This is a genomic window from Cytobacillus gottheilii (assembly GCF_018582665.1).
Taxonomy (GTDB): Bacteria; Bacillota; Bacilli; order Bacillales; family Cytobacillaceae; genus Cytobacillus; species Cytobacillus gottheilii.
Map to the genome: position 1 here is coordinate 992008 of NZ_CP071709.1, position 22665 is coordinate 1014672.

Sequence of the window (22665 nt, forward strand, 5' to 3'; positions counted from 1 at the left end):
ATAAAGGAGATAGTTTGAGATGGTGTTTTTTTACATATAGAGTGTTCATCATGGGGGATGATAAGAGCAGATAATGAATAACTAGGAATAATGACACCTTTGGGGTGGTAAATAGAATCCAGACTGTATTTTTCACAAAAAACAAACAAATATTCACCAAATTATTTAAAAATTTTGCAAAAGGTTATATGATAAAAAAATACACTTTAATATTTAGCTTTTCGAAAGAGTTTCGCTATAGAGATTTAGGGGGCATTGAATGAAGAAGATCGCTGAATTTTTAAAGCCATATCAACTGGCGGCCGCTGTAGCTATTGTGCTGATGCTGACCGAATTGGCTGCTGAGCTGCTGCAGCCGCTCATTATGGCTAAAATTATTGATGACGGTATATTAGTGCAGGATTTACATGTTATTACGGTGTGGGGGACGATACTGATCGCGATTTCCATGCTGGCATTTGCATCTGGAATCATAAATTCTTTTTATGCAGCACACGTAAGTCAGAGCTTTGGATTTGATGTGCGCACGAGCTTATTTAAGAAAATACAGTCCTTTTCATACGCGAATTTCAATCTTTTTCCGACATCATCTCTTATAACGAGAATGACCAACGATATTACACAGCTGCAGAATACAATTTTTATGGGCTTACGCATCATGATGAGGGCGCCGCTTCTCATTGTCGGGAGTCTGGTGATGGCGTTTGTGGTCAACTTTCAACTCGCGCTGATTCTGTCGGTTGTGATTCCCTTTTTGTTTTTCTTTCTTGTATGGGTGATGAGAAAAGGAGGAGCACTGTTTCAATCTGTCCAAAAGAAACTGGATGGAGTGAATAGTGTCATGAGGGAAAACCTGACGGGCATTCGTGTCATTAAAGCTTTTATCCGCAGAAGCTATGAAGTTAAACGGTTTACAAAAGCAAATGATGAATTGAAGGAAAAGACGACAAAAGCACTGCGGTTAATGGAAGTAACAATGCCGATTCTGCTCTTGATCATGAATGGAGCGATCATCGCTGTTTTATGGTTTGGCAGCATTCAGGTGAATACAGGGGAAGTGCAAGTGGGTGAAGTTGTTGCTGTAGTTAATTACGCCATGAGAGTAACCTCAGCTTTTTCGATGCTATCGTTTATCATTATGGCATTTTCCCGTGCGAGAGCTTCATCAAAACGGATTGCGGAAGTGCTTGAAACAGATGCTGATTTGGTCGATAAGCTGGCAACAGATCAAAATCAAACTGTAACAAACGGAAAAATACAATTCAAACAAGTGGCTTTTAAGTATCCAGAAACAGATAAGCATGTACTAGAAAATATTAATTTCACTATTCACAGCAGGCAAACAGTAGCGTTATTAGGAGCTACTGGCTCTGGAAAAACCTCGCTGTTTCAGCTTATTCCCCGTTTATATGAAACAAGCAGCGGAGAAGTGCTGATTGATGGTCAAAATGTAAAAGAAATGAAGCTTGAAGATCTTAGGAGAAAAATTGGTTATGTACCGCAGGATGCTCTTTTGTTTAGCGGAAGTGTCAGAGACAATATCGCCTGGGGGAAAGAAGATGCGACCATGGATGAAATCATCCTTGCAGCGAAAAATGCTCAAATTCATGACACCATTGAGAAACTGCCCCATCAGTATGAGACGAAGCTTGGCCAAAAAGGCATTAACTTATCTGGCGGACAGAAACAGCGCTTAACGATTGCAAGAGCTTTAGTACGCAAGCCGAAGATCCTTTTGCTTGATGACAGTACCAGTGCACTCGATATGAAAACGGAAGCAAAGCTTCTGGAGGCGATCAAGCAGTATGACTGCACAACGTTTATTATTACGCAAAAAATCAATACAGCGATGGAAGCAGATCATATCTTTCTTTTAATGGAAGGAGATTTGATTGCTGAAGGCAGCCACGAAGAGTTGTTGAAGACATCCGGCCTTTATCGAAGCATTTATGAGTCACAGACAGGAGGAGAGGATCGGAGCTATGCCTAAAAAAGATCTGTTAACGCCTTTCCAATATGATAAATCGATTTTTGCCAAGCAGTCCAGCAAAACACAGGAACAGAAAAAAGCAAAACCAGGCAACTATAAGGAAACATTAAAGAGACTTTGGAAATACTTAGCAGTCAATAAAAGCCTTCTAATCTGGGTAGTCATCATGGTAGTGATCAGCTCGGCAATGGGCTTGCTTGGACCATATTTAGTCGGATACGTCATTGATCATTATATTGTGGAGGATGGAACTGCAAACTTCCTGACTCTATTAGTGATGTTAGGCATCATTTATCTGTTATTTTCCTTGTCAACATGGTATCAGAACTATTGGATGATTGGAATTGCGCAGAAAACCGTTTTTACTTTACGGACGAATTTATTTGCGCATCTGCAAAAACTGCCAATTCCTTTTTTTGATAAAAGGCAGCATGGAGAATTAATGAGCAGAGTGACAAACGATATTGAAAACATTAGCTCAACATTAAATAGCTCTGTTATTCAAGTTATATCGAGTGTTTTAACCTTGGCAGGCACACTCGGCGTCATGCTTTGGATGAGCCCGCTGCTGACTCTGCTGACGCTGACGATTGTTCCGCTTATGTTCTTCGGGATGAAGTGGATTACAAACCGAACAGGCAAGTTATTTAAGGAGCAGCAGAAGAATCTTGGTGAATTAAATGGCTATATCGAGGAAACGATCTCTGGGCAGCGGATTGTTAAAGCATTTTCACAAGAAGAGAAGGTAATCAATGAATTCTTAGAAAAAGGGGATAAGCTCCGCACAGCTGGCTTTTGGGCACAGACGTATTCCGGCTTCATTCCAAAGCTTATGAACGGACTGAATAACCTTTCTTTTGCCATTATTGCTGGAGTAGGAGGCATTCTTGCGATTAATGGCTGGGTTTCCATCGGTACGATTGTTATTTTCACAGAGTACTCACGCCAGTTTACTCGGCCATTAAATGATCTCGCCAACCAATTCAATACCCTGCTCTCAGCTATTGCTGGAGCAGAGAGGGTCTTTGATATTTTAGATGAGCAGGAAGAGTATAAAAATGAAGAGGGTCTTGATGAACTGAGCTCAATCAAGGGTGAAGTAATTTTCGAAAATGTTTCCTTTGAATATGAAGAAGGAGGCAAGACGCTAAAGGACATTTCGATCTCTGTGATGCCTGGCGAAACCGCCGCCTTTGTCGGTCCCACTGGGGCAGGAAAAACGACGATCATTAATTTGCTTTCCCGCTTTTACGAAGTGAATGCAGGCAAGATTTATTTGGATGGAACAGATATTAGCAAGATAAAAAAAGAGAGTATGCGAGAGCATATGGGCTTTGTGCTGCAAGACCCCTTTTTATTTCAGGGAACGGTCATGGATAATATTCGCTATGGAAGATTGGATGGAACAGATGAGGAAGTGGTGGAGGCGGCTAAACTGGCAAATGCTCATTCCTTCATTATGAAGCTGCCGAAAAAATATGAGACCGTCTTAAATCAGGACGGCAGCGGAATCAGTCAGGGACAGCGCCAGCTGCTTTCCATAGCCAGAGCCTTTCTGGCAAATCCATCGATCTTAATTTTAGATGAAGCAACAAGCAGTATAGACACAGTGACAGAGCTGAAAATTCAGGAAGCATTGCAAAAACTGATGGTGGGGAGAACAAGCTTTGTCATTGCCCACCGTTTAAATACAATCCGTCAGGCTGACAAAATCTTTGTTCTGCAAGACGGCAGAATTACGGAAAAAGGAACACATGAGCAATTAATGAAGAAAAAAGGGTTTTATTTTGAGCTCAATCAAGGCTTGGCAGCAGTTGGAGAGCATGTGACATCCTGACTTGCAATCCTGCAGTAGCCAAACAATATATAAAAAACAGCCCCTGGATCTCCAGGGGTCATTTTAATCAGTCAGATCTTCTTGTTATACGCTGATTAGCAGCGTTTGCTCTTGCAATGACTTCAAGCTCAGCTTGATCTGTCAGTTCTCCAGCATACTCTTCATTCGGAGAATTTTTTAAGTTTTTAGGTGTTTGCGGCAGCTTTGCTTTTGCTTTGGAGTTATGATGCTGATTGCCTAAGCGTCCCATAGTAATCCCCTTTCAATGCTTGATAAGCATAAAAAAAGCGCTCATCAGCAGGCTGAAGTACGGATGAGTGCTCCGTAAATATAGTTTGCTCAAGAGACGCTTTTATATGATACAAAAGGGTAAAATTATTAAAACTTATTGCATTGTCCAGTTGCAGCGCCTAGCCCCCTTTGAGGTCTTCAGCCAAGCCAGCGAAAAGGTCAAAGAACGACCTTCTGTCTAGCTCGTCTTAAGCTTGGGGGTCACAGGATGTGCAGACGTTGCCACAGGACGTGGCGGTTTTAGACTGCGTACCTTAATTTGAGAAAGGCGCTTCCGTTTTTCGTATTGTCCAGCTCCAGGCGCTAGGGACTCGAGTCTTAAGCTGATCCAGTCAAAAGGTTAAAGAGCAACCTTTCACCTGGCTCCTCTTAAGCTTGTCGTCCCTGGGCAAGCGCCTTCCGCTTTTCGTATTAATGTTTTGAACGGCCGCCTGTATAGCCGCCAGCGCGATCAGCCATTTTGAATTCCCGGCTATATGTAACTTCCTGCATGCTGGATAAAGTGCTTTTCGTTTTTTCCTTACGCTTTTTTTCTCCTGTCATTTCAGACACACCCTTTCAAAATTTAAGAAGCATTAGCAATTTTCCCTAATTAAGAGGTGTTCATACATAGGGGTTAATAAATATCCTCTAATGCGTCCTTTAAATGGGGATATGAAAAGGGGTAACCTGCTGATAAAAGTTTTTTCGGTGTGACATGCTGTCCTTCGAGCATCAGCATACTCATTTCACCTAACATTATTTTCATAGCAAAACCAGGCAAAGGGATCCAATGAGGTTTATGTAAAACTGCTCCTAGTGTTTTCCCGAATTCATTCATTTGCACAGGGTTTGGTGCGGTAAAATTAACTGGGCCATCTATTTTCTTATTTTCCAGGCAATAAAGAACGGCTTTGACCACATCTTCTATATGAATCCAAGACATCCACTGAATGCCTTTTCCCAATTTTCCGCCTGCGAAGAATTGATAGGGAAGAACCATTTTCGGCAGTGCACCACCATGCTTTGAGAGAATAATGCCAAAGCGGGTAAAGACCAGGCGGCTATTTGGAAGCTTACCTTCACGGGCAGTTTGTTCCCATTTATAGACTGTTTCTGCTAAGAAGTCCGAACCAGCCGCTGTTACTTCTTCTGTAAAGAATTTTGTATCAGACGTGCCGTAATAGCCAATTGCACTCGCTTGAATGACAACATTTGGAGCTTCCTTTAAGTTATGTAAAATACGATTGACCTCTTGTGCCGATTGCGTCCGGCTTTTTATAATCCTTTTTTTTCTTTCCTCAGTCCATCTGCCGCTGTTAATTGACTCTCCAGCTAAGTTAATGAACGCCTCAATGCCTTCTAATTCCTTTTCTGGTGCATCACCATCATTAAGCCATTGCACGTACTTCACTTGATCGGCTGCTGTCTTATTTTGAGTATTTCTTGTGAGAATGAAAATTTCATGACCTTTCTGCTTTAATGCTTCTGTTAAATAGCTGCCAACAAAACCGGTTCCTCCAGCAAGCGCAATTTTCATATCATTTCCCCTTTCACCCTTCAATATATATCTCGTTTATGTATCTTTAATAGTTCTCTCTTTCCTCTTAAAACCCTTTTCTGATATGCTACAAACATAATGATGAGGTGATGAGAAAATGCCGGTGATTACAAAAATTTCAATCCAAAAGAAAAATAAGGACCGTTATAATATTTTTACCGATGATGGAAGCGGGGAAGCGTATTCCTTCAGTGTGGATGAAGATGTACTCATTAAGCATGGACTTAAAAAAGGTATGGAGCTTGATGAATTTCTACTATCTGAAATTGGCTACCATGATGATGTCCGCAAGTCTTATAATGATGCGATTGGCTATCTTTCAAGGCGGATGCGTTCTGAGTATGAAGTAAGGACGTTTTTAAAAGGAAAAGAAGTGGATGAAGCCATTATCCAGGAAACCATTCACAAATTATATGATTACAGCTTTTTAAACGATGAAGAATTTGCTCTTGCATTTGTACGCACACAGATGAATACGACGGATAAAGGCAGAGGCCTGATTAGAATGGAGCTAAAGGAAAAAGGAATCAGTGATGAGCTGATAGAAAAGGCACTAGAGCAATTCAGCTATGAACATGAGCTAGAAACAGCGATTAAATTATGTGAAAAAAACTTGAGAAAAAACACGAAGGAGTCCACCAGGATTGCCAAGCAAAAGCTAGAGCAGGTACTAAGCAGAAAAGGATTTTACTCTGACATCATCAAAGAAGCTATTTCTGCATCTGCACCGGAAAAAGAAGAAGACGAAGAACTGGCTGCATTGCGGCATCAAGCCGAAAAGGCAAGCCGAAAATACAGAGCGCTTCCTGAATTTGAGTATCGCCAGAAAATGAAACAGGCATTAGCACGCAAAGGATTTTCGTTTGATTTAATTGATAAGGTGCTGAGGGAGGAAGAGTAAGTTTCCTGCAATTCCCTTGCTTTGAAAGGACCCTTCTGCTTATCTAATTCTTTGCTTGGTGAGCTATTTTTACTATACTTATACTGAATATAACAAAGGGGCGCTTAGAAAATGTCAGAAAAAAGATATAGCGAACTGACTCCATACGAATTACAGCAGGAAATTGCCAGCTTAAACGAAAAAGCACGTAAAGCAGAACAAATGGGAATGCTCAATGAATACGCGGTCCTTGAGCGAAAGGCTGTAATGGCCAAATCATACCTGCTTGATCCAAAGGATTTTATTAAAGGCGATATTTACGAAATTGAAGGAGACCCTGGCCAATATTTTAAAATTGATTACCTAAACGGCGTGTTCGCCTGGGGCTACAGGCTGGCTGGAAATAAAGAAGAAGAAGCCCTGCCGATCTCTATGCTGAAAAAAACGGCGGCAGTGGAATAGGATTTGGATCTACTGGGGGCTGGTCGGTCGAGAATTGGTGAGAGTCCATTCCTCCACGGCGCGAAAATAGGCATGAAGGAATGGAAAGCTATGAACTCCACACCCAACCGTGCCAGGAGCCAAAAAAAAAGCTTCCAAAGAGAAATTCATTCTCTCTGGAAGCACGCTGCATTTAAAAATCAGGTGTGTCACTGTCGCGGTTAGTTGAAGCTCTCATTCGCTCCTGCGGATGAGTGTTTATGGTGCCGTCTGCGCGTTTTGATGCATATTCAGCTTTTGCGCGTGGTTCACCTTCAAATTTATTGTTGTTTTGATTTGGGAAATTAGTTACTTTGTTACGCATTCTGTTTCTCCTCCTCAGATCGGGGAAATGGTGAATCAGAAATAGTATTTGTAAAAAGACAGCTTATGATACAGCGTAAGAACATGAGAAAGAGGGATTTTTTATGAATGAATATCAGCAAAGACTATATGAACTGCTTTTAGAAAAAAACAAACAAATTTCTGCAGCTCAGGCTCAAACATGGATTGAATTGCTTTGGGAAGATTTTGAAACAACATATGCGAAGGCAGGCCGTGAATATAAGGGAAGTGAAATGACGGCAAAGGTTGTTGGTCAATGGATTGAAAACTATGGAGAAAAGCTTCATGAATTTGTAGCCAAAAATCCTAAATACAAGCATTTACTCAACGAGGATCCTAAAAAACTGCATTAAAAAACGAGCCTTTAAAAAGGCTCGCCTGCATGTTAATTTGGAATAATATCTAATTTTTTTCTTAGCTTTTCCTCACTAAAAATCCAGCCAGTGTAAGAGGTTTTGATATTATAGTCCTGATCGAGCTGAACGACAGCTACGAATGGATAGTAATCGTTGCTGCGATACCTCAAGTCGATGAAACGGACCTCATAATAGTCATCATATTCATCAACCTCCCAGCGGTAGACCGGAGAGAAGGAAAGAAAAGCTGAAAGATTTTCGTCTTTTTTTGCTTCCTCAATAACCTTTGTTTCTGGAACAGGCACCCGGTTAAACTGATCTTGAATCAAAATTTGTTTATTTTCAGATCGTCCCACAAAGAATTGATGCTTGTTTGTGGCGGCAATTCTCCAGCTGTGCATTTTCATGGTTGGTGCAATGATGATATCATGCGCATCTGGGATTAGTACTTTAACCGCCTTCAGCACTTGACGCTGGGCGATAAAACGATAAATATAATACAATATCAGAATCCCGTAGATGATTAAAAAGGTGTACCCGGGATCTGCACCAAACGCCCAAATGAACAAACCAACAACATGAATTCCGAATATAAACGGATCAAAAGTATTAATTGTGCCTAGAGCCACCCATTTAGGGGAGAAGGGTCTTAAGGCTTGAGTGCCATAAGAATTAAAAATATCAACAAAGACGTGTAAAAATACGGCAAGGAATGTCCAAAGCCATAAATGAAGCAAATTAGCTTCTGGGAAAAAAGGATAAACGACAGCTACAATGACTAATGGCCATAAGAGCACTGCCGGTATCGAATGTGTAATGCCGCGGTGATTTCGTATATATACAGCATTATTTCTCAGCTTTAATACGGTATCAATATCAGGAATTTGTGAGCCAACAATTGTGCCAATCATGATGCTAGTCGCTGTAACCGAGTTTTCGGCAACGGCTGGATCAAGTGTTGCCAACCCGCCGAGTGACAGCCCCATGACAACGTGTGTACCAGTATCCAAGAGGAAAAAACCTCCTTGTTTGTTGTATTGCAGCTACTGTCATTTTAGCAGTATTTGTTTTCATATAAAAGTTAAGATTTATTTTTATACGAACAGACAGTATAAATGAGCAGACCAGAAGAATGATCGATATAGCGGCTCATTCCAGGAATGTAGTATAAGTGCAGCTAAGCTTCTGTCTGCGTCCTTTCAGGGACTTGCCAATCGGCAAGTATCATTATGAAAAAAATACTGTTTGTATGAAAAGCAGCTTCATTTGATTGTATGAGTTAAAATGAACACTTACCTATTATATTCCCAAATTTACGTTTCTTTAACATCATGGAGGGGGAAAAACTTGGACAAACAAGATGTACAGCCATTAGAAACCATTGACATAGAGCAATTTCAGACAGACTTAATATCCTGGTTTCAAAAAGAACAAAGAGAACTGCCATGGCGAAAAGATAAGGATCCATACAAGGTATGGGTTTCTGAAATCATGCTGCAGCAAACAAGAGTAGATACCGTTATTCCTTACTTTCATCGTTTCTTAGAACTATTTCCGGAAGTAAAAGACTTAGCACAGGCGGAAGAAGATCAGGTTCTAAAAGCATGGGAGGGGCTGGGCTACTATTCAAGAGCCAGAAACCTCCAGAGTGCCGTGAAAGAAGTGTATGAAAAGTATGGCGGAATTGTCCCGAATACGCCGAAGGAAATTTCGTCCCTGAAAGGAGTTGGCCCATATACCGCCGGGGCAATCCTAAGCATTGCTTACGGGATTCCGGAACCAGCTGTAGATGGCAATGTGATGCGTGTCTTCTCCAGAATCCTTTCCATTTGGAATGATATTGCAAAACCGGCCACAAGAAAGGTCTTTGAAACGGCCGTAAGAGAACTGATTTCGCATGACAATCCTTCCGATTTTAATCAGGCATTAATGGAGCTTGGTGCCTTAATTTGTACACCAACGTCCCCGTCCTGCCTGCTCTGCCCAGTCAGAGATCATTGCGCTGCTTTTCACGAAGGCACTCAGCATGAATTGCCGATTAAAACGAAAAATAAAAAGCAGAAGCATGTGAAAATGGCAGCAGCCATTCTAGTGAATGATAAGGGAGAGATTCTAATTCAGAAGCGCCCGGCAAAAGGTTTGCTTGCGAATCTCTGGGAGTTTCCAAATGTGGAAAGTACATTAAGCTATGTTGATGAAAAAGCATTGCTGGAAGATCGCTTTGCAGATCTTTATTCAGGGAATGTTCACCTTAACCGTTCTATCGGGCAATTAGAGCATGTATTTTCACACCTTATCTGGAATATCAATATATATGCCGGCACAATCGATGATGGTTCAGCCAGCGAACTTCAAAATGTGAAATTTGTTTCGATAGAGGAACTGAACCAATATGCTTTTCCTGTTCCATATCAAAAAATGTTTCGTATGTATCAGCTTGAAAAAGAATAAGGTTAAAATATGTAAAAAGGGCCGCAAAATGTGAGCCCTTTTTTTAATGCAGAGGAGTAAAGGTAAGACTGATGCTTACATAATTCAGCTAAGTTTAAGCTGTTTTTACTTGCGGGCTTGCCGGTCTATCTAAAGGCAGGGTGGACGCTCCCGTATATCCGATTTAATCATAGCTGATTTTTGTGCCGCTCGTATACGTTGCTTCTCTTCGCTCGTTGCCTCCACGTCTTTCAATTTCTTTAATAATTTCCGTCTGAATCGTATGACCCTCAGCGTTTAAATATGGAGTGATTTGCTGTAAAGAATGATGAAAATAAGCTAGCTCACTATCATTCCAATCTGTTTTAGACATCATGGAAAGCTCGGTCATATCTCTGCCTACGTACATGATAATTCCTCCCTTCTCTATAAGAGTATTGTTGTAATCCAGATTGCCAACTATACATGGAAAAGCTAAAATGATAGCAATAGTGTTTAGTACATAAGCATGGTAAAGAGAGGGTTTTGAATATGACACAAAAAGTAGCATTGATTACAGGAAGCAGCAGAGGGATCGGGAAGGAAACAGCCTTAACATTAGCAAAAGAAGGCTACGATATCGTTATAAACTATGCACGCAGCAAAACGGCCGCACAAGAAACGGCAGCGGAAATTGAAAAGCTGGGAAGAAAGGTTCTTACCGTTAAGGCAAATGTAGGAGATGTGGATAAAATTAAGCATCTTTTTGCAGAAATCGATCGTGAATTTGGCAGACTTGATGTGTTCGTCAATAATGCTGCCTCAGGCGTTCAGCGTCCTGCAATGGAGCTAGAGGAGTCACATTGGAATTGGACGATGAATATTAACAGCAAGGCCCTGCTGTTTTGTGCACAGGAAGCAGCGAAACTGATGGAGAAAAACGGAGGCGGAAAAATCATCAGCGTCAGCTCACTTGGATCCATCCGCTATCTAGAAAACTATACGGTTGTTGGTGTGTCAAAGGCTGCATTAGAAGCTTTGACAAGGTATTTGGCTGTAGAGCTATCATCAAAAAATATCGTGGTAAACGCTGTTTCTGGCGGAGCAGTTGATACAGACGCATTAAAGCACTTCCCAAATCGCGAGGAATTGCTGACAGAAGCAGCTGAAAAAACGCCAGCTGGCCGCATGGTATCAATCGATGACATGGTAAATGCAATCATGTTTTTAACAAAAGAAGAATCAAGCATGATCCGCGGGCAAACGATTATTGTTGATGGCGGCATTTCACTGTTAGTTTAAACGGAATTGATTTTGCTCATGGAATCATAGGCTGTAATCATCAAAAAAAATATTTGTTTTTTTTCTAAAAAAAGTTGGATACTTTTCTGCGTTCGGGGACAAATTAATGAGCGTGGAGGTGATTACAATGGCAAAACAACCAAACAGAACACAATCTGGTACTAACGTTCAAGAAGTAAGACAACAAAACGCTCAATCTGCTGGTCAAGGTCAATTCGGCACTGAGTTCGCTTCTGAGACAGACGTACAAGAAGTGAGACAACGCAACCAACAAGCTGAAGCTAACAAAGGTAAAAACTCTGGCTACAGCAAATAATTGATACGTAACGAAAAAAGCACCCTTTCAACGGAGGGTGCTTTTTTCTGGCATTGAGACCAAGAAGTCAAGAGGACAGGTAACTGTCCCCTAAGAATCCCGGATTATTTTAATGATACATTATGGAAGAATGGAGTACCGCTGAAGTTTACAAATAGTCCTTCAATTCCATTAAGTGCATGGACAAAGTCAGGATGCTGCAAGTAAACCATTGGCACTTCTTCTACTAGAATTTCTGAAATTTCTTTGTAAGCTTCATTACGTGCATCTGTATCTGATTCAGATCGTGCAAGATCAAGCAGCTCATCAACACGTTCGTTCTTATAGAAAGAACGGTTACCCGGTGAACCAAACTGTGAAGAATGGAATAATGCATACAGACCGTAATCAGCGTCAGCTGTTACTGTAGTCCATCCTAAGATAAACATTTCGTGGTCACCAGCAGCAGTTTGCTCTAGGAATGCACCCCACTCAACAACTTCGATTGATACATCGATGCCGATAGGAGCTAAATGTGCCTGAACCATTTCAGCAATGTCTGCACGCTCTTGGCTTCCATCATTAACGTATAGAGTAGTTTCGAAACCATCTTCGAAGCCAGCTTCAGCTAATAATGCTTTTGCCTCTTCCACATCATAACCCAGCGGCTCTAAATCCTGGTAGTTTCCTACAACTGTTGGCGCAAGAGGTCCAACTGCAGGAATCCCTTGACCATCCAAAATTCCAGTTACAATTTCATCTTTGTTAATCGCCATGCTGATTGCCTGACGAACTCTAACATCATTAAACGGTTCTTTTGTAACGTTGAAGCCAACATAGTCCATACGTGTGCCTTTCACGCGATCGATATCAATGTTTTCCATTGCTTCTACACGGGAAACGTCAGATGCACCTAAAAGCATAGCATGTGCTTCACCAGTCTCAATCATCGCAACACGAGTTGCTTGTTCAGGAACTACTACGAATTTAAGGGTATCGATTTTTGCAGGCTCGCCCCAATAATCTTCGTTCTTTTCGAATACAATTTCAGCACCGCGGTTCCAATTTGAAAGCTTGAATGGGCCAGTACCGATTGGGTTTTCATCTACTTTTTTACCGCCGCTGTTTTCTTCTTCAATTGCTGATGGAGCAATGATCGAACCAGCATTATGCGCTAAGTGAGCCGGAAGTGGAGCAAATGGCGCACTTGTCTTGAATTGAACTGTGTAATCATCCACAATGACAACCTCTTCAATTACATTCAAAATAAATGCTTTCGGAGAAGCAAAGTCAGGATTTGTAATTCTCTCAATATTCACTTTTACAGCTTCTGCATTGAAGTCTGTACCGTCATGGAATTTTACGCCTTCACGCAACTTAAACTCCCAAGTCGTATCATCAATCGCTTCAAATTCTGTTGCCAGCAATGGAATGATTGAGCCATCTTCACTATAATCAACTAATCTTTCTAAAATTTGTGTAGTAGCAGTATTGGATGCTGTGTCATTAACACCATGAGGATCTAAAGTTGGGGCATCCGATGGGGTAACAAATACTAATTCACCGCCATCAGTACTAGGCTGTTCGTTCTCAGTAGCATTTTCGTCATCACTATCATTATTATCATCTGGTTCTGTGTTACTTCCTGTGCTGCATGCTGCTAACACAAGAATGAGTGATAGCAATAAGATTAAAAAGGCATTTTTTTTGTTTCTCATTTGACTCCCCCTAAAAATAGTAAAGTTTACACACACTTGGCATGTGTATTTTTATAATAGTCTAAAAATTCGATAAGTACAACTAGATTTTTAACAAAAATATAGAATTATTTGAATATTATAGGAATATAAGAAAGTTTTCTCATTAATGAAGAAATATCCTTTCTATTGGACTATCTGCAAACATAGGATATAAGAACAGTGAAATCCAAATAATAAAACTATTGTAATAATTATGAATACTATATATTATAAAAAAGACTGAATTGAAAGAATAATCGACAGAAAGGAAGGAAAAAGAATGAGTCATCCCCAGTTGCAAGAATCTACAGGTATTCCTATTAAAACAAAAAATAAAAGTACAACTCCTTGGGTTTCGTTTTACAAAAAATTAGCAAAAAACAAAGCAGCTCTCGCAGGGGCAATCGTCGTGCTGATTTTTACGATCCTGGCAATCCTCGCACCGCTAATCGCTCCCTATGATCCTACTGCGATGGACATGAGTAAAAGATTAGCACCGCCGTCTGCGGACCATTGGTTTGGAAACGATGACAAAGGGCGGGATATTTTAAGCAGAATTCTATATGGTTCTCGTATTTCATTAACGGTTGGAATCCTATCAACAATCCTAGGTGCAGTCGTTGGCGTCATATTAGGAATCGTTTCAGGTTATTACGGAAAATGGGTAGATTCATTGATTATGAGAATATGTGATGTTCTACTGGCATTTCCGGGAATTCTTTTAGCGCTGGCTATTGTCAGTATTCTTGGTCCAAGCACTACAAATGTAATTATTGCCGTTGCATTTTTTGCTGTTCCTACTTTTGCAAGGATTGTGCGCGGTTCTACTCTCAGTGTAAAAAAGCTGGAGTATGTCGATGCCATTCGCGCAGTGGGAGCAAGTGATTTTAGAATTATTTTTAAACATATCTTACCGAATATTACCTCACCCATCATTGTCCAATCAACCTTATACATAGCATCAGCTATCATTACTGCAAGTGCATTATCATTCCTGGGACTCGGAACACAGCCCCCAACGCCTGAGTGGGGAACAATGCTGGCTCAGGGACGGTCATTTATGGCCCAAGCACCACATATCAGTTTATTTCCTGGTCTGATTATTTTAGTCGTTGTAGTTGGCTTTAACTTATTTGGAGACGGATTGCGAGATGCACTGGATCCTAAAACAAAAAGATAATGAAGGAAGGTGAGAGACATGTTTGTTTTTATCATTAGAAGATTATTTCAAACAATTCCTGTCATGATCGGTGTGACGTTAGCTGTATTTCTTATGATGCATTTGATTCCTGGGGATCCTGCGCAAATAATGGCAGGGGAGAGAGCAGATGAAGCTCAATTAGAACAAATGAGGGAGAATTTAGGGTTAAACGATCCGCTCTATCAGCAGTATTTTCGCTATGTCGGAAACGCCATTCAAGGTGACTTGGGCACCTCTATCCGGACAGATCGGGCCGTAACAGAAGAGATATTTACAAATCGTATATGGATTACATTTGAGTTAGCGCTTTATGGGACGGTTTTAGCGGTGATTTTAGGATTAATCGCTGGGATTATTTCTGCTACTAGAAAATATTCATTTTCGGATGTATCTCTCATGATTGTCGCCCTTTTCGGGATGTCGATGCCGAATTTCTGGCTCGGAATTATGCTAATCTATTTCTTCTCTGTTAATTTAGGCTGGTTCCCAACGATTGGCTGGGAATCATGGAAACATATGGTGCTTCCTGTGTTAACGATCGGTACAGGCGGAGCAGCCATTATCGCGCGTATGACACGTTCCAGCATGCTTGAGGTCCTTGACAACGATTATATCCGCACAGCCTATGCAAAAGGGGTTCATGACAGAGTAGTCATTTATAAACATGCTTTGAGAAATGCGCTCGTTCCGGTTGTCACAATCGTAGGTTTGCAGTTTGGTACATTACTGGGCGGAGCGGTTATCACAGAAACCGTTTTTGCTATTAATGGGTTGGGACGCTTAGTTGTCGATTCAATCCGGATGCGTGACTTTCCAATGGTTCAAGGAACGATTCTCGTATGTGCCGTCTTGTTTGTCGTCGTGAATTTTATCGTTGATATCACATATCGTTTAATTAATAAACGAATTGAGCTGAATTAAAGGAAGGTGAGAAGGATGACTATATCAAATCAAGAGAATATCCTGGAAGTTCGAAATCTCTGTACCTCCTTCTTCACAGATGAAGGAGAAGTAAAGGCCGTTGATGGAGTAGATTTTTCAATAGAAAAAGGTAAAACCATTGGAATCGTGGGGGAATCTGGTTCAGGCAAGAGTATTACTTCCTTATCTATTATGCGTCTGGTTCAAGAACCAGCAGGTAAAGTGGTCGATGGAGAAATTGTTTTTAAGGGAGAAAATCTTTTAACGAAAACAAAGAAAGAAATGAGAGATATCCGTGGAAATAAAATCTCTATGATCTTTCAGGAACCTATGACCTCCCTAAATCCGACCTTAACATGTGGTGAGCAAATTGCAGAGTCACTCCGCATTCATCAAAAGCTTAATCGAAAAGAAGCACGGGTGAAAGCGATAGAAATGCTGAAATTAGTAGGAATTCCATCTCCAGAGAAAAGGGTCAAGCAGTATCCGTTTGAACTATCTGGGGGGATGCGCCAGCGTGTTATGATCGCGATTGCCCTTGCTTGTAATCCCGAGCTATTAATTGCTGATGAACCGACAACTGCCCTTGATGTGACGATCCAAGCGCAAATATTAGAATTAATTAAAAAGCTGCAGGAAGAATTGGGAACCTCTTTAATGATTATTACCCATGATCTTGGGGTCGTTGCGGAAATGTGTGATCGTGTCGCCGTTATGTATTGTGGAAAAGTCGTTGAGTATGCTGATGTGAAAACCATTTTTACGGATCCAAAGCATCCTTACACGATTGGACTCCTAAATTCAGTTCCAAGACATGACTTAAAGGTTGAAGGGGAATTGTCTGTGATCAAAGGGTCTGTGCCAAGTCCATTTGAATTGCCGTCCGGCTGCAGATTCGTGACAAGATGTCCACATGCGAGAGAGATCTGTCATAGAGAGCTGCCTGCATTGGAAACGAAAGAAGATGGAAACCAAGTGCGCTGCTGGATTCACACCGATCAATGGGAAAAGCAAGCAGAGGCGGTGTCAACTCATGAGTAAGAAAGCGTTATTAGAGGTCAATAATTTAAAGCAGTATTTCCCGATTAAAGGCGGCGTGTTTGGCGGTACAGTCAACCACGTAAAGGCTGTTGATGATATTAGCTTTGTCGTGTATGAAGGAGAAACAGTCAGTGTTGTTGGAGAATCCGGCTGCGGAAAATCAACGACAGGAAGGGCGATCCTGCGTTTAGATGACCCCACTTCAGGTGATATTTTATTCGATGGAGAAAATTTATTAGGTTTAAATAAGGCCAAAATGCGAAAAAAGCGCAAGGACCTGCAAATCATTTTTCAGGATCCTTATGCCTCTTTAAATCCACGGCAAACGGTAAGACAAATCTTGGAGGAAGCGCTTGAGATTCAAAATGTTGTTTCCAGGAAAGAGAGACGCCAGAAGGTAGAGGATCTCCTGCAAACAGTAGGCATTGGAGCGCATCAAATGGATCGTTATCCACATGAATTTAGCGGCGGACAGCGGCAGCGGATTGGGATTGCCCGTGCCTTATCGGTCGATCCGAAACTGGTGATCTGCGATGAAGCTGTGTCGGCATTGGATGTATCGATCCAGGCTCAAGTCTTAAACCTATTAAAAGAACTTCAGCAAAAGTTCCAGCTGACGTATTTATTTATCTCACATGATTTAGGGGTTGTCCGCCATATATCGGACCGCATCATTGTTATGTATCTCGGCAAAATAGTGGAAATAGGGGATAAGGATTCTCTGTTTGAAAATCCGCAGCATCCCTATACAAGAGCACTTTTATCTGCAATCCCAAGCATCAATGTGGGAGAGAAAAAGAAAGAAAGAATCATCTTAAAAGGAGATGTGCCGTCGCCGATTGATCCGCCAGCAGGATGCCGCTTCCACACCCGCTGCCCATATGCTATGGACCGCTGTGCGGTGGAAGAGCCTAAGCTCCATTCGCTGAGCGAGGTCGAACATAAAGCAGCATGCCATCTGCTTGAAGATGGACCTTATGATTATTCGTAGAAACCAGGGGAAGTTTCTCCTGGTTTTTTTGCTGCTTCAATATAGAACATTAGCACTCCTCGACAAAACTTCCATTAAGTCTACATTATCAGTCAAAGGGAAAAGGGGTTCTGCCGCGAATTTGTATTAAGAGATCACAAAAGGGATGGTGGCAAATGGTGCGTGAATTTAACCTTTTAGTATCAGAGCAGATGAAGACAATGGACAAGCTATTGTTTCTACAAGGGGAGCTGGAGCGCTGTGAAGAGATTGAGGAACAGCTGCAGCTGATTCAGCAGGAGACAGAACTTGAAAGCATTCAGCATGAAATTAAAATGATGAAAAATGAATTGAAGGCCATTCATAAAATATTCGAAATACAGACAGAAGAGGTGATCCGGTCTTATCAGGACATGAATGTTCCTGTATAAAGGACAGGTTCTACAGCAAAATAGATGCATTATTTAAACCATTGAGCCATTTCAATGGTTCTTTTGTTTTAAAATGAACGTATAACCGTTATAATAAGAAGAAATAGGAATCGTTCTTTGCAAGCCTTTCGTCGTTTGGAGTGAAGAAGAATTTTTAATGATAAAAATTCTTTTCAAAGGATCAGATCAGATAACTTTATTTGAACAGCGGGTCAGCAGATTTACTGCTCCATATTCATATAAGGTACTTCAGTGTCTAAAAGAGAAGCAGCCGTTTTGCTTGCTTCTAGAGGACTATAGGTTTCAAAGCTTCCAGAAATGAAAGAAGGGGAAAAAATGGCCGTACCCATAGAAGGATCTCCAATACAAATACACAGCTATAAACATAATGGGCACATCCATCGCGTCTGGGAGGAAACAACGGTATTAAAAGGTACGCAAAATCTTGTCATTGGCGGCAATGATCGGACCATTGTAACAGAATCGGACGGCAGAACATGGGTAACGAGAGAACCGGCAATCTGTTATTTTCATTCCCAATACTGGTTTAATATTATTGGAATGATCAGGGAAGACGGCGTTTACTATTATTGCAATATCAGCTCGCCGTTTATATATGACGAGGAAGCATTAAAATATATCGATTATGATCTGGATATTAAAGTGTTTCCTGATATGACCTTCAATTTATTAGATGAAGACGAATATGAACGCCATCGTCAAGAAATGAACTACCCTGCTCCGATTGATCAAATTCTGTGGTCCAATGTGGACAAGCTCATTCAATGGATTCGCCAGCGCAAAGGTCCATTTGCACCGGATTTTATCGACATTTGGTATGAGCGCTATTTAACGTACAGACGCTAGGATTTTGGATTAAAAATGCCTAAGAGTTGCCTGTTGAACGGATCGTCAACAGGTTTTAGCTTTTTAAATGTTTTAGCAGCATAGAAATATACGTGAAGCCTAATGATTGTCTTTTCGGCTTGCCAATATGGCAAGTTTTCTTTTTGCATTGAAGGGAAGAAACATTAGGTATGAAAGCATGAGGAACGGGTCAATTTAAAATGAGTGCAAAAGATATGCATTTTTATAGGCCTTGAAAGGGTGGAGGCTACTTGAACAGTATTAAAAGATATATGCAATTTGTAAAGCCATATCGGCTTCAGATTATCGGAACGATTATCATTGGAATTATTAAATTTGCCATTCCTTTGTTGATCCCGCTTCTGATTAAATATGTCATCGATGATATTATTGGCGGTGATGCAGCCGATTCTGAAAAAACAAGTACACTTTTTTGGCTGATGGGCGGTATGATTGTCATTTTTGTTCTGGCAAGACCGCCGATTGAATATTATCGCCAATATTTTGCACAATGGGTATCCAGCAAAATCTTATACGATATCCGTGACCGCTTGTTTGTACATATTCAAAAGCTAAGCTTTAAGTATTATGCCAATACACGCGCTGGGGAAGTCATTTCCCGGGTCATCAATGATGTTGAGCAAACGAAAACCTTTGTTGTCACAGGATTAATGAATCTTTGGCTTGATGTGTCTACGATCATTATTGCTGTCATTATTATGTTTAATATGGATATCACATTAACGATCGTGTCATTGATCTTATTTCCGTTTTACGCTTTTTCGGTTAAATACTTTTTCGGCAATCTGCGAAAATTAACACGTGTACGTTCCCAGGCACTCGCCGAGGTGCAAGGCTATCTGCATGAGCGGGTGCAAGGGATGGCTGTCATTAAAAGCTTTGCGACAGAGGATTATGAACAGGGGAATTTTGACCGCCAGAACAGCAATTTCCTGCAAAAAGCGATTGACCATACAAAATGGAACGCAAAAGCCTTTGCAGTTGTGAACACGATTACCGACATTTCGCCGCTGCTCGTCATTGGCTATGCTGGCTACCAGGTAATTCAAGAGAATATCTCACTCGGTGTAATGATGGCGTTCATTGCTTATATTGATCGCTTATACGCACCACTGCGCAGACTTGTTAATTCATCGACTACACTGACACAGTCAATTGCTTCAATGGACCGTGTATTTGAGCTCCTTGATGAAAAATACGATATTGATGATGCGCCAAATGCAGTGGAATGCAAGGAAGTAAACGGCCATATTCAGTTCAAGGATGTCAGCTTTAAATATAATGAAAATGAGGAAGATGTATTAAAACATATCAACCTCGATATCCAAAAGGGAGAAACCGTCGCCCTAGTCGGCATGAGTGGAGGCGGAAAGTCTTCCTTAGTGGGCTTGATTCCGCGTTTTTACGATGTGTCAGATGGATCAATCCTTCTTGATGGGAAAGATATCCGTTCTTTCAAAGTCCGCAGTTTAAGAGATAAGATTGGCATGGTTCTGCAGGATAATATTCTATTCAGCGAATCGGTTAAAACCAATATTCTGCTAGGGAAACCAGAGGGAACAGATGAGGAAGTTATTCAGGCGGCAAAAGCAGCCAATGCGCACGATTTTATCATGAGTCTTCCAGAAGGCTATGATACGAAAGTGGGCGAACGGGGCGTGAAGCTGTCAGGAGGACAAAAACAGCGGATTGCGATCGCGCGAATCTTCCTGAAAAACCCGCCGATTCTAATTTTAGACGAAGCCACGTCTGCATTGGACCTAGAAAGCGAGCACCTCATTCAAGAGTCTTTAGAGGAGCTGGCAAAAGACCGAACCACGTTCATCGTGGCACATCGCCTTTCTACCATTACCCATGCAGACCGGATCATCCTAATCGAGCATGGTCAAATCATGGAAGAAGGCTCTCACGATGAGCTCATGAAAAAACAAGGAAGTTATTATAAGCTCTTTCAAGTGCAGCAGCTGGAGAATTAAAAAAACGCCTGGAGGCTTCGTGTTCTCCAGGCGTTTTCTATAAGCTTCCAACAAATAATATGAAAATAAGAATAGCTGCCAACCCTAGTGTTAATACCACAGAGATAATACTCCGAACAGCACCTTTCCAATTTTGAATCCCTAAGAATCCTATTAAGCTTAATATAAAAGTGAATATGGTAATAAAGAAAAGAAGATAGAGCGGATGTAAACCAAAAATAGATTCAGTTCCAGGCATTAAAAAAAAGAGAAAAACGAAGCAGAGAGATAATATAAAAGACCAAATATTGATTTGTTTTGTCATAGGTGGACTCCTTGTGTTGAATGGTATATCTCATACTTCCATAAAAAATGAAAAATTCCTCTTTTTGATTAAAAAAACAGCTGACAACATGGTCAGCTGTTTTTATTAATTTTCTGGCGTTTCCTCAATCGATACTTCGTTATCTTCTTTATGATAAGCTTGAAAGCTTGAAATCAGCATATCAAGATGTTCGACTTGCTCAAGATAATCCATGAATGCAGAAACGATTTGCATGGTATGCGGAAGCATGGATTCTTCAATATCGCGATCAGTGTCCATCTGCCGCTGCTGCTGAATGAAGACCTGGAAGAGCTCACGTCTGTTTAACGTGACTTCTCCTTCTTCAAAAGAAACCTGCGGACGAACCTTGCCAATAAACTTCAGCATCACATGTTCATGATAGTGGATAAGGCAATCCAGCTGCTGCTGCAGGGTATACTGAAATTCCTCTGTAATATCCGCCATATCATTATCAAAACGATGGAGCTTCTTCAGCGTTTCTAATGCGCGTTTTGTGGTTGATATCATTTGTCTGTATATAACCAGCTTTCGTGACTTTGCAAGAGCATTATTTTTAAAATAGTTTCTTTCTTCTTTATACATTCCATAGAGCATGTCCAATTTGCTGATAGAATCCTGCATTTTTTCAATATCAGACTTTAAGGTGTGATGCTCAGAGGCACGGCGAACGGTCAGTCGAAGCCACTTAGTCACATCCTCCGTAACATTTGAGATGCGGTTATATAGCTTATTCTCATATTTAGGAGGTAAAAATACAAGATTAATGATAAAGGCTGAAAAGACACCAAGCATTATGGTAGAAAAACGGATGAGAGCAAATTGAATAAAGTCATCACCTGGTGATTCCATAATGGCAAGCAGTGTAACCAGCGATAGTGCAATCGTATTTTCAATTCGAAGCTTTAAGTTAATCGTTATGAGAATAATTGCGCCTAAACCGATGATAAAAATATCATTGCCGAATAATAAAACAAAAATGACGGCGATAAAAGCGCCAATCGAGTTACCTTGAATCTGCTCAATGATGGATAAATACGATCTGTAAATGGTAGGCTGCAGAGCAAAAATGGCTGCGATCCCGGCAAATACAGGGTTAGGCAGCTGTAATAATTCGGATAAAAATAAAGCCAAAATAATTGCGATTCCCGTTTTTAAAATGCGGGCGCCAAGTTTCATACAAAATGTGTTCCTTTCTTATACAGGAGTCTTAATGAATACCTATTGTTTGACGTATTAACATCAAAAAATGTTTCACTCTAACCAATATATACTTCTAAAAATGATGAAGTATGTCCATATTATCTACTTTAAACGTTTTTACAGGTTGTTAAACAATAATGTACTATACAGGGATTATACACGAAGTTCAAGTAACTTTTGAAAGAAAAACAGCCTAAATTTTGAAAGTTTTACTACCTTTTAAATGGAAACGTTTTAATAAGGTGACT

General features: G+C 40.8%; 25 protein-coding genes. 15 read left to right on the top strand and 10 right to left on the bottom strand.

Annotation, left to right across the window (positions count from 1 at the left end; all coding sequences use genetic code 11):
• Positions 1 to 259: 259 nt before the first annotated feature.
• Together J1899_RS04785 and J1899_RS04790 are read left to right on the top strand one after the other, a co-directional pair.
• Positions 260 to 1990 (top strand): ABC transporter ATP-binding protein, encoded by a 1731-nt coding sequence (locus J1899_RS04785; RefSeq protein WP_066449239.1) that lies wholly within the window; start codon positions 260 to 262, stop codon positions 1988 to 1990.
• Complete coding sequence (locus tag J1899_RS04790) at positions 1983 to 3827, top strand: ABC transporter ATP-binding protein (protein WP_214477898.1); 1845 nt, start codon at positions 1983 to 1985, stop codon at positions 3825 to 3827. Before J1899_RS04785 ends, J1899_RS04790 begins: the two co-directional genes overlap by 8 nt.
• A 67-nt stretch (positions 3828 to 3894) precedes the next feature.
• Here the strand turns inward: J1899_RS04790 and J1899_RS04795 are convergent, their stop codons facing one another.
• From J1899_RS04795 to J1899_RS04805, 3 genes are all read right to left on the bottom strand, one after another.
• Positions 3895 to 4077: a YfhD family protein gene (locus J1899_RS04795; RefSeq protein ID WP_066449234.1), complete on the bottom strand. Its 183-nt coding sequence runs from the start codon at positions 4075 to 4077 to the stop codon at positions 3895 to 3897.
• Positions 4078 to 4529: 452 nt separating this feature from the next.
• Positions 4530 to 4661 (bottom strand): YfhE family protein, encoded by a 132-nt coding sequence (locus J1899_RS04800; protein ID WP_082851741.1) that lies wholly within the window; start codon positions 4659 to 4661, stop codon positions 4530 to 4532.
• A 73-nt stretch (positions 4662 to 4734) separates the two neighbouring features.
• A complete protein-coding gene (locus J1899_RS04805; protein ID WP_214477899.1) occupies positions 4735 to 5637 on the bottom strand; it encodes a TIGR01777 family oxidoreductase in 903 nt (300 codons plus the stop codon).
• A 118-nt stretch (positions 5638 to 5755) separates the two neighbouring features.
• Here J1899_RS04805 and recX point away from each other — a divergent pair, with 118 nt between their 5' ends.
• Together recX and J1899_RS04815 are read left to right on the top strand one after the other, a co-directional pair.
• On the top strand, positions 5756 to 6559 hold the full coding sequence (recX, locus tag J1899_RS04810; protein ID WP_214477900.1) for a recombination regulator RecX: 804 nt from the start codon (positions 5756 to 5758) through the stop codon (positions 6557 to 6559).
• A gap of 111 nt (positions 6560 to 6670) precedes the next feature.
• Positions 6671 to 7000: a YfhH family protein gene (locus J1899_RS04815; RefSeq protein WP_214477901.1), complete on the top strand. Its 330-nt coding sequence runs from the start codon at positions 6671 to 6673 to the stop codon at positions 6998 to 7000.
• A 172-nt stretch (positions 7001 to 7172) separates the two neighbouring features.
• Here the strand turns inward: J1899_RS04815 and J1899_RS04820 are convergent, their stop codons facing one another.
• Positions 7173 to 7343, bottom strand: coding sequence for a small, acid-soluble spore protein K (locus J1899_RS04820; RefSeq protein ID WP_066449225.1), 171 nt, complete (start codon positions 7341 to 7343; stop codon positions 7173 to 7175).
• Positions 7344 to 7446: 103 nt separating this feature from the next.
• Here J1899_RS04820 and J1899_RS04825 point away from each other — a divergent pair, with 103 nt between their 5' ends.
• Positions 7447 to 7716 carry a YfhJ family protein gene (locus J1899_RS04825; protein WP_214477902.1) on the top strand — a complete coding sequence of 90 codons (270 nt, stop codon included), beginning with the start codon at positions 7447 to 7449 and terminating at the stop codon, positions 7714 to 7716.
• 32 nt (positions 7717 to 7748) lie between these two features.
• Here J1899_RS04825 and J1899_RS04830 read toward each other — a convergent pair whose 3' ends face one another.
• Entirely contained in the window at positions 7749 to 8729 is a 981-nt protein-coding gene (locus tag J1899_RS04830; RefSeq protein ID WP_214477903.1) for a metal-dependent hydrolase, read from the bottom strand.
• A gap of 337 nt (positions 8730 to 9066) precedes the next feature.
• Between J1899_RS04830 and mutY the strand changes: the two genes are divergently transcribed.
• Positions 9067 to 10170, top strand: a complete 1104-nt coding sequence (gene mutY / locus J1899_RS04835; protein ID WP_066449216.1) for an A/G-specific adenine glycosylase — start codon at positions 9067 to 9069, stop codon at positions 10168 to 10170.
• Positions 10171 to 10333: 163 nt separating this feature from the next.
• Here the strand turns inward: mutY and J1899_RS04840 are convergent, their stop codons facing one another.
• Entirely contained in the window at positions 10334 to 10558 is a 225-nt protein-coding gene (locus J1899_RS04840; RefSeq protein ID WP_066449213.1) for a hypothetical protein, read from the bottom strand.
• A 122-nt stretch (positions 10559 to 10680) separates the two neighbouring features.
• Between J1899_RS04840 and fabL the strand changes: the two genes are divergently transcribed.
• Together fabL and J1899_RS04850 are read left to right on the top strand one after the other, a co-directional pair.
• A complete protein-coding gene (fabL, locus tag J1899_RS04845) occupies positions 10681 to 11430 on the top strand; it encodes an enoyl-[acyl-carrier-protein] reductase FabL (RefSeq protein WP_214477904.1) in 750 nt (249 codons plus the stop codon).
• 127 nt (positions 11431 to 11557) lie between these two features.
• Positions 11558 to 11746, top strand: a complete 189-nt coding sequence (locus tag J1899_RS04850; protein ID WP_066449208.1) for a gamma-type small acid-soluble spore protein — start codon at positions 11558 to 11560, stop codon at positions 11744 to 11746.
• Between the two features lie 104 nt (positions 11747 to 11850).
• Here J1899_RS04850 and J1899_RS04855 read toward each other — a convergent pair whose 3' ends face one another.
• Positions 11851 to 13443, bottom strand: a complete 1593-nt coding sequence (locus J1899_RS04855) for a glutathione ABC transporter substrate-binding protein (protein ID WP_066449205.1) — start codon at positions 13441 to 13443, stop codon at positions 11851 to 11853.
• A 301-nt stretch (positions 13444 to 13744) separates the two neighbouring features.
• Between J1899_RS04855 and nikC the strand changes: the two genes are divergently transcribed.
• From nikC to J1899_RS04880, 5 genes are all read left to right on the top strand, one after another.
• Positions 13745 to 14644 (top strand): nickel transporter permease, encoded by a 900-nt coding sequence (gene nikC / locus J1899_RS04860; RefSeq protein ID WP_066449202.1) that lies wholly within the window; start codon positions 13745 to 13747, stop codon positions 14642 to 14644.
• An 18-nt stretch (positions 14645 to 14662) separates the two neighbouring features.
• Positions 14663 to 15586: an ABC transporter permease gene (locus J1899_RS04865; protein ID WP_066449199.1), complete on the top strand. Its 924-nt coding sequence runs from the start codon at positions 14663 to 14665 to the stop codon at positions 15584 to 15586.
• Positions 15587 to 15601: 15 nt separating this feature from the next.
• Positions 15602 to 16627: an ABC transporter ATP-binding protein gene (locus J1899_RS04870; RefSeq protein WP_066449195.1), complete on the top strand. Its 1026-nt coding sequence runs from the start codon at positions 15602 to 15604 to the stop codon at positions 16625 to 16627.
• Entirely contained in the window at positions 16620 to 17618 is a 999-nt protein-coding gene (locus tag J1899_RS04875; protein WP_214477905.1) for an ABC transporter ATP-binding protein, read from the top strand. The genes J1899_RS04870 and J1899_RS04875 overlap by 8 nt, the downstream gene beginning before the upstream one ends.
• A 158-nt stretch (positions 17619 to 17776) precedes the next feature.
• Positions 17777 to 18028 carry a YgaB family protein gene (locus J1899_RS04880; protein WP_214478753.1) on the top strand — a complete coding sequence of 84 codons (252 nt, stop codon included), beginning with the start codon at positions 17777 to 17779 and terminating at the stop codon, positions 18026 to 18028.
• 221 nt (positions 18029 to 18249) lie between these two features.
• On the opposite strand, the gene J1899_RS22710 is transcribed toward J1899_RS04880, so the two are convergent.
• Entirely contained in the window at positions 18250 to 18378 is a 129-nt protein-coding gene (locus tag J1899_RS22710; RefSeq protein ID WP_257298544.1) for a hypothetical protein, read from the bottom strand.
• On the opposite strand from J1899_RS22710, the gene ntdP reads away from it, so the two are divergent.
• Complete coding sequence (gene ntdP / locus J1899_RS04885) at positions 18365 to 18895, top strand: nucleoside tri-diphosphate phosphatase (RefSeq protein WP_066449191.1); 531 nt, start codon at positions 18365 to 18367, stop codon at positions 18893 to 18895. The two genes, J1899_RS22710 and ntdP, sit on opposite strands and share 14 nt — an antisense overlap.
• Before the next feature lie 251 nt (positions 18896 to 19146).
• Entirely contained in the window at positions 19147 to 20892 is a 1746-nt protein-coding gene (locus tag J1899_RS04890; RefSeq protein ID WP_281420636.1) for an ABC transporter ATP-binding protein, read from the top strand.
• A gap of 37 nt (positions 20893 to 20929) precedes the next feature.
• Here the strand turns inward: J1899_RS04890 and J1899_RS04895 are convergent, their stop codons facing one another.
• On the bottom strand, positions 20930 to 21196 hold the full coding sequence (locus J1899_RS04895) for a hypothetical protein (RefSeq protein WP_214477906.1): 267 nt from the start codon (positions 21194 to 21196) through the stop codon (positions 20930 to 20932).
• 105 nt (positions 21197 to 21301) lie between these two features.
• On the bottom strand, positions 21302 to 22393 hold the full coding sequence (locus J1899_RS04900) for an FUSC family protein (protein WP_214477907.1): 1092 nt from the start codon (positions 22391 to 22393) through the stop codon (positions 21302 to 21304).
• Positions 22394 to 22665 lie beyond the last annotated feature (272 nt).

Coding starts and splice junctions, on each gene's coding strand:
- J1899_RS04855 (WP_066449205.1), bottom strand. CDS start 13,443: ATGAGAAACAAAAAAAATGCCTTTTTAATCTTATTGCTATCACTCATT.
- J1899_RS04850 (WP_066449208.1), top strand. CDS start 11,558: ATGGCAAAACAACCAAACAGAACACAATCTGGTACTAACGTTCAAGAA.
- J1899_RS04785 (WP_066449239.1), top strand. CDS start 260: ATGAAGAAGATCGCTGAATTTTTAAAGCCATATCAACTGGCGGCCGCT.
- J1899_RS04825 (WP_214477902.1), top strand. CDS start 7,447: ATGAATGAATATCAGCAAAGACTATATGAACTGCTTTTAGAAAAAAAC.
- J1899_RS04815 (WP_214477901.1), top strand. CDS start 6,671: ATGTCAGAAAAAAGATATAGCGAACTGACTCCATACGAATTACAGCAG.
- J1899_RS04895 (WP_214477906.1), bottom strand. CDS start 21,196: ATGACAAAACAAATCAATATTTGGTCTTTTATATTATCTCTCTGCTTC.
- J1899_RS04795 (WP_066449234.1), bottom strand. CDS start 4,077: ATGGGACGCTTAGGCAATCAGCATCATAACTCCAAAGCAAAAGCAAAG.
- J1899_RS04790 (WP_214477898.1), top strand. CDS start 1,983: ATGCCTAAAAAAGATCTGTTAACGCCTTTCCAATATGATAAATCGATT.
- fabL (WP_214477904.1), top strand. CDS start 10,681: ATGACACAAAAAGTAGCATTGATTACAGGAAGCAGCAGAGGGATCGGG.
- ntdP (WP_066449191.1), top strand. CDS start 18,365: ATGGCCGTACCCATAGAAGGATCTCCAATACAAATACACAGCTATAAA.
- J1899_RS04805 (WP_214477899.1), bottom strand. CDS start 5,637: ATGAAAATTGCGCTTGCTGGAGGAACCGGTTTTGTTGGCAGCTATTTA.
- recX (WP_214477900.1), top strand. CDS start 5,756: ATGCCGGTGATTACAAAAATTTCAATCCAAAAGAAAAATAAGGACCGT.
- J1899_RS04865 (WP_066449199.1), top strand. CDS start 14,663: ATGTTTGTTTTTATCATTAGAAGATTATTTCAAACAATTCCTGTCATG.
- J1899_RS04900 (WP_214477907.1), bottom strand. CDS start 22,393: ATGAAACTTGGCGCCCGCATTTTAAAAACGGGAATCGCAATTATTTTG.
- J1899_RS04840 (WP_066449213.1), bottom strand. CDS start 10,558: ATGTACGTAGGCAGAGATATGACCGAGCTTTCCATGATGTCTAAAACA.
- J1899_RS04820 (WP_066449225.1), bottom strand. CDS start 7,343: ATGCGTAACAAAGTAACTAATTTCCCAAATCAAAACAACAATAAATTT.
- J1899_RS04870 (WP_066449195.1), top strand. CDS start 15,602: ATGACTATATCAAATCAAGAGAATATCCTGGAAGTTCGAAATCTCTGT.
- J1899_RS04800 (WP_082851741.1), bottom strand. CDS start 4,661: ATGACAGGAGAAAAAAAGCGTAAGGAAAAAACGAAAAGCACTTTATCC.
- J1899_RS22710 (WP_257298544.1), bottom strand. CDS start 18,378: ATGGGTACGGCCATTTTTTCCCCTTCTTTCATTTCTGGAAGCTTTGAA.
- nikC (WP_066449202.1), top strand. CDS start 13,745: ATGAGTCATCCCCAGTTGCAAGAATCTACAGGTATTCCTATTAAAACA.
- J1899_RS04875 (WP_214477905.1), top strand. CDS start 16,620: ATGAGTAAGAAAGCGTTATTAGAGGTCAATAATTTAAAGCAGTATTTC.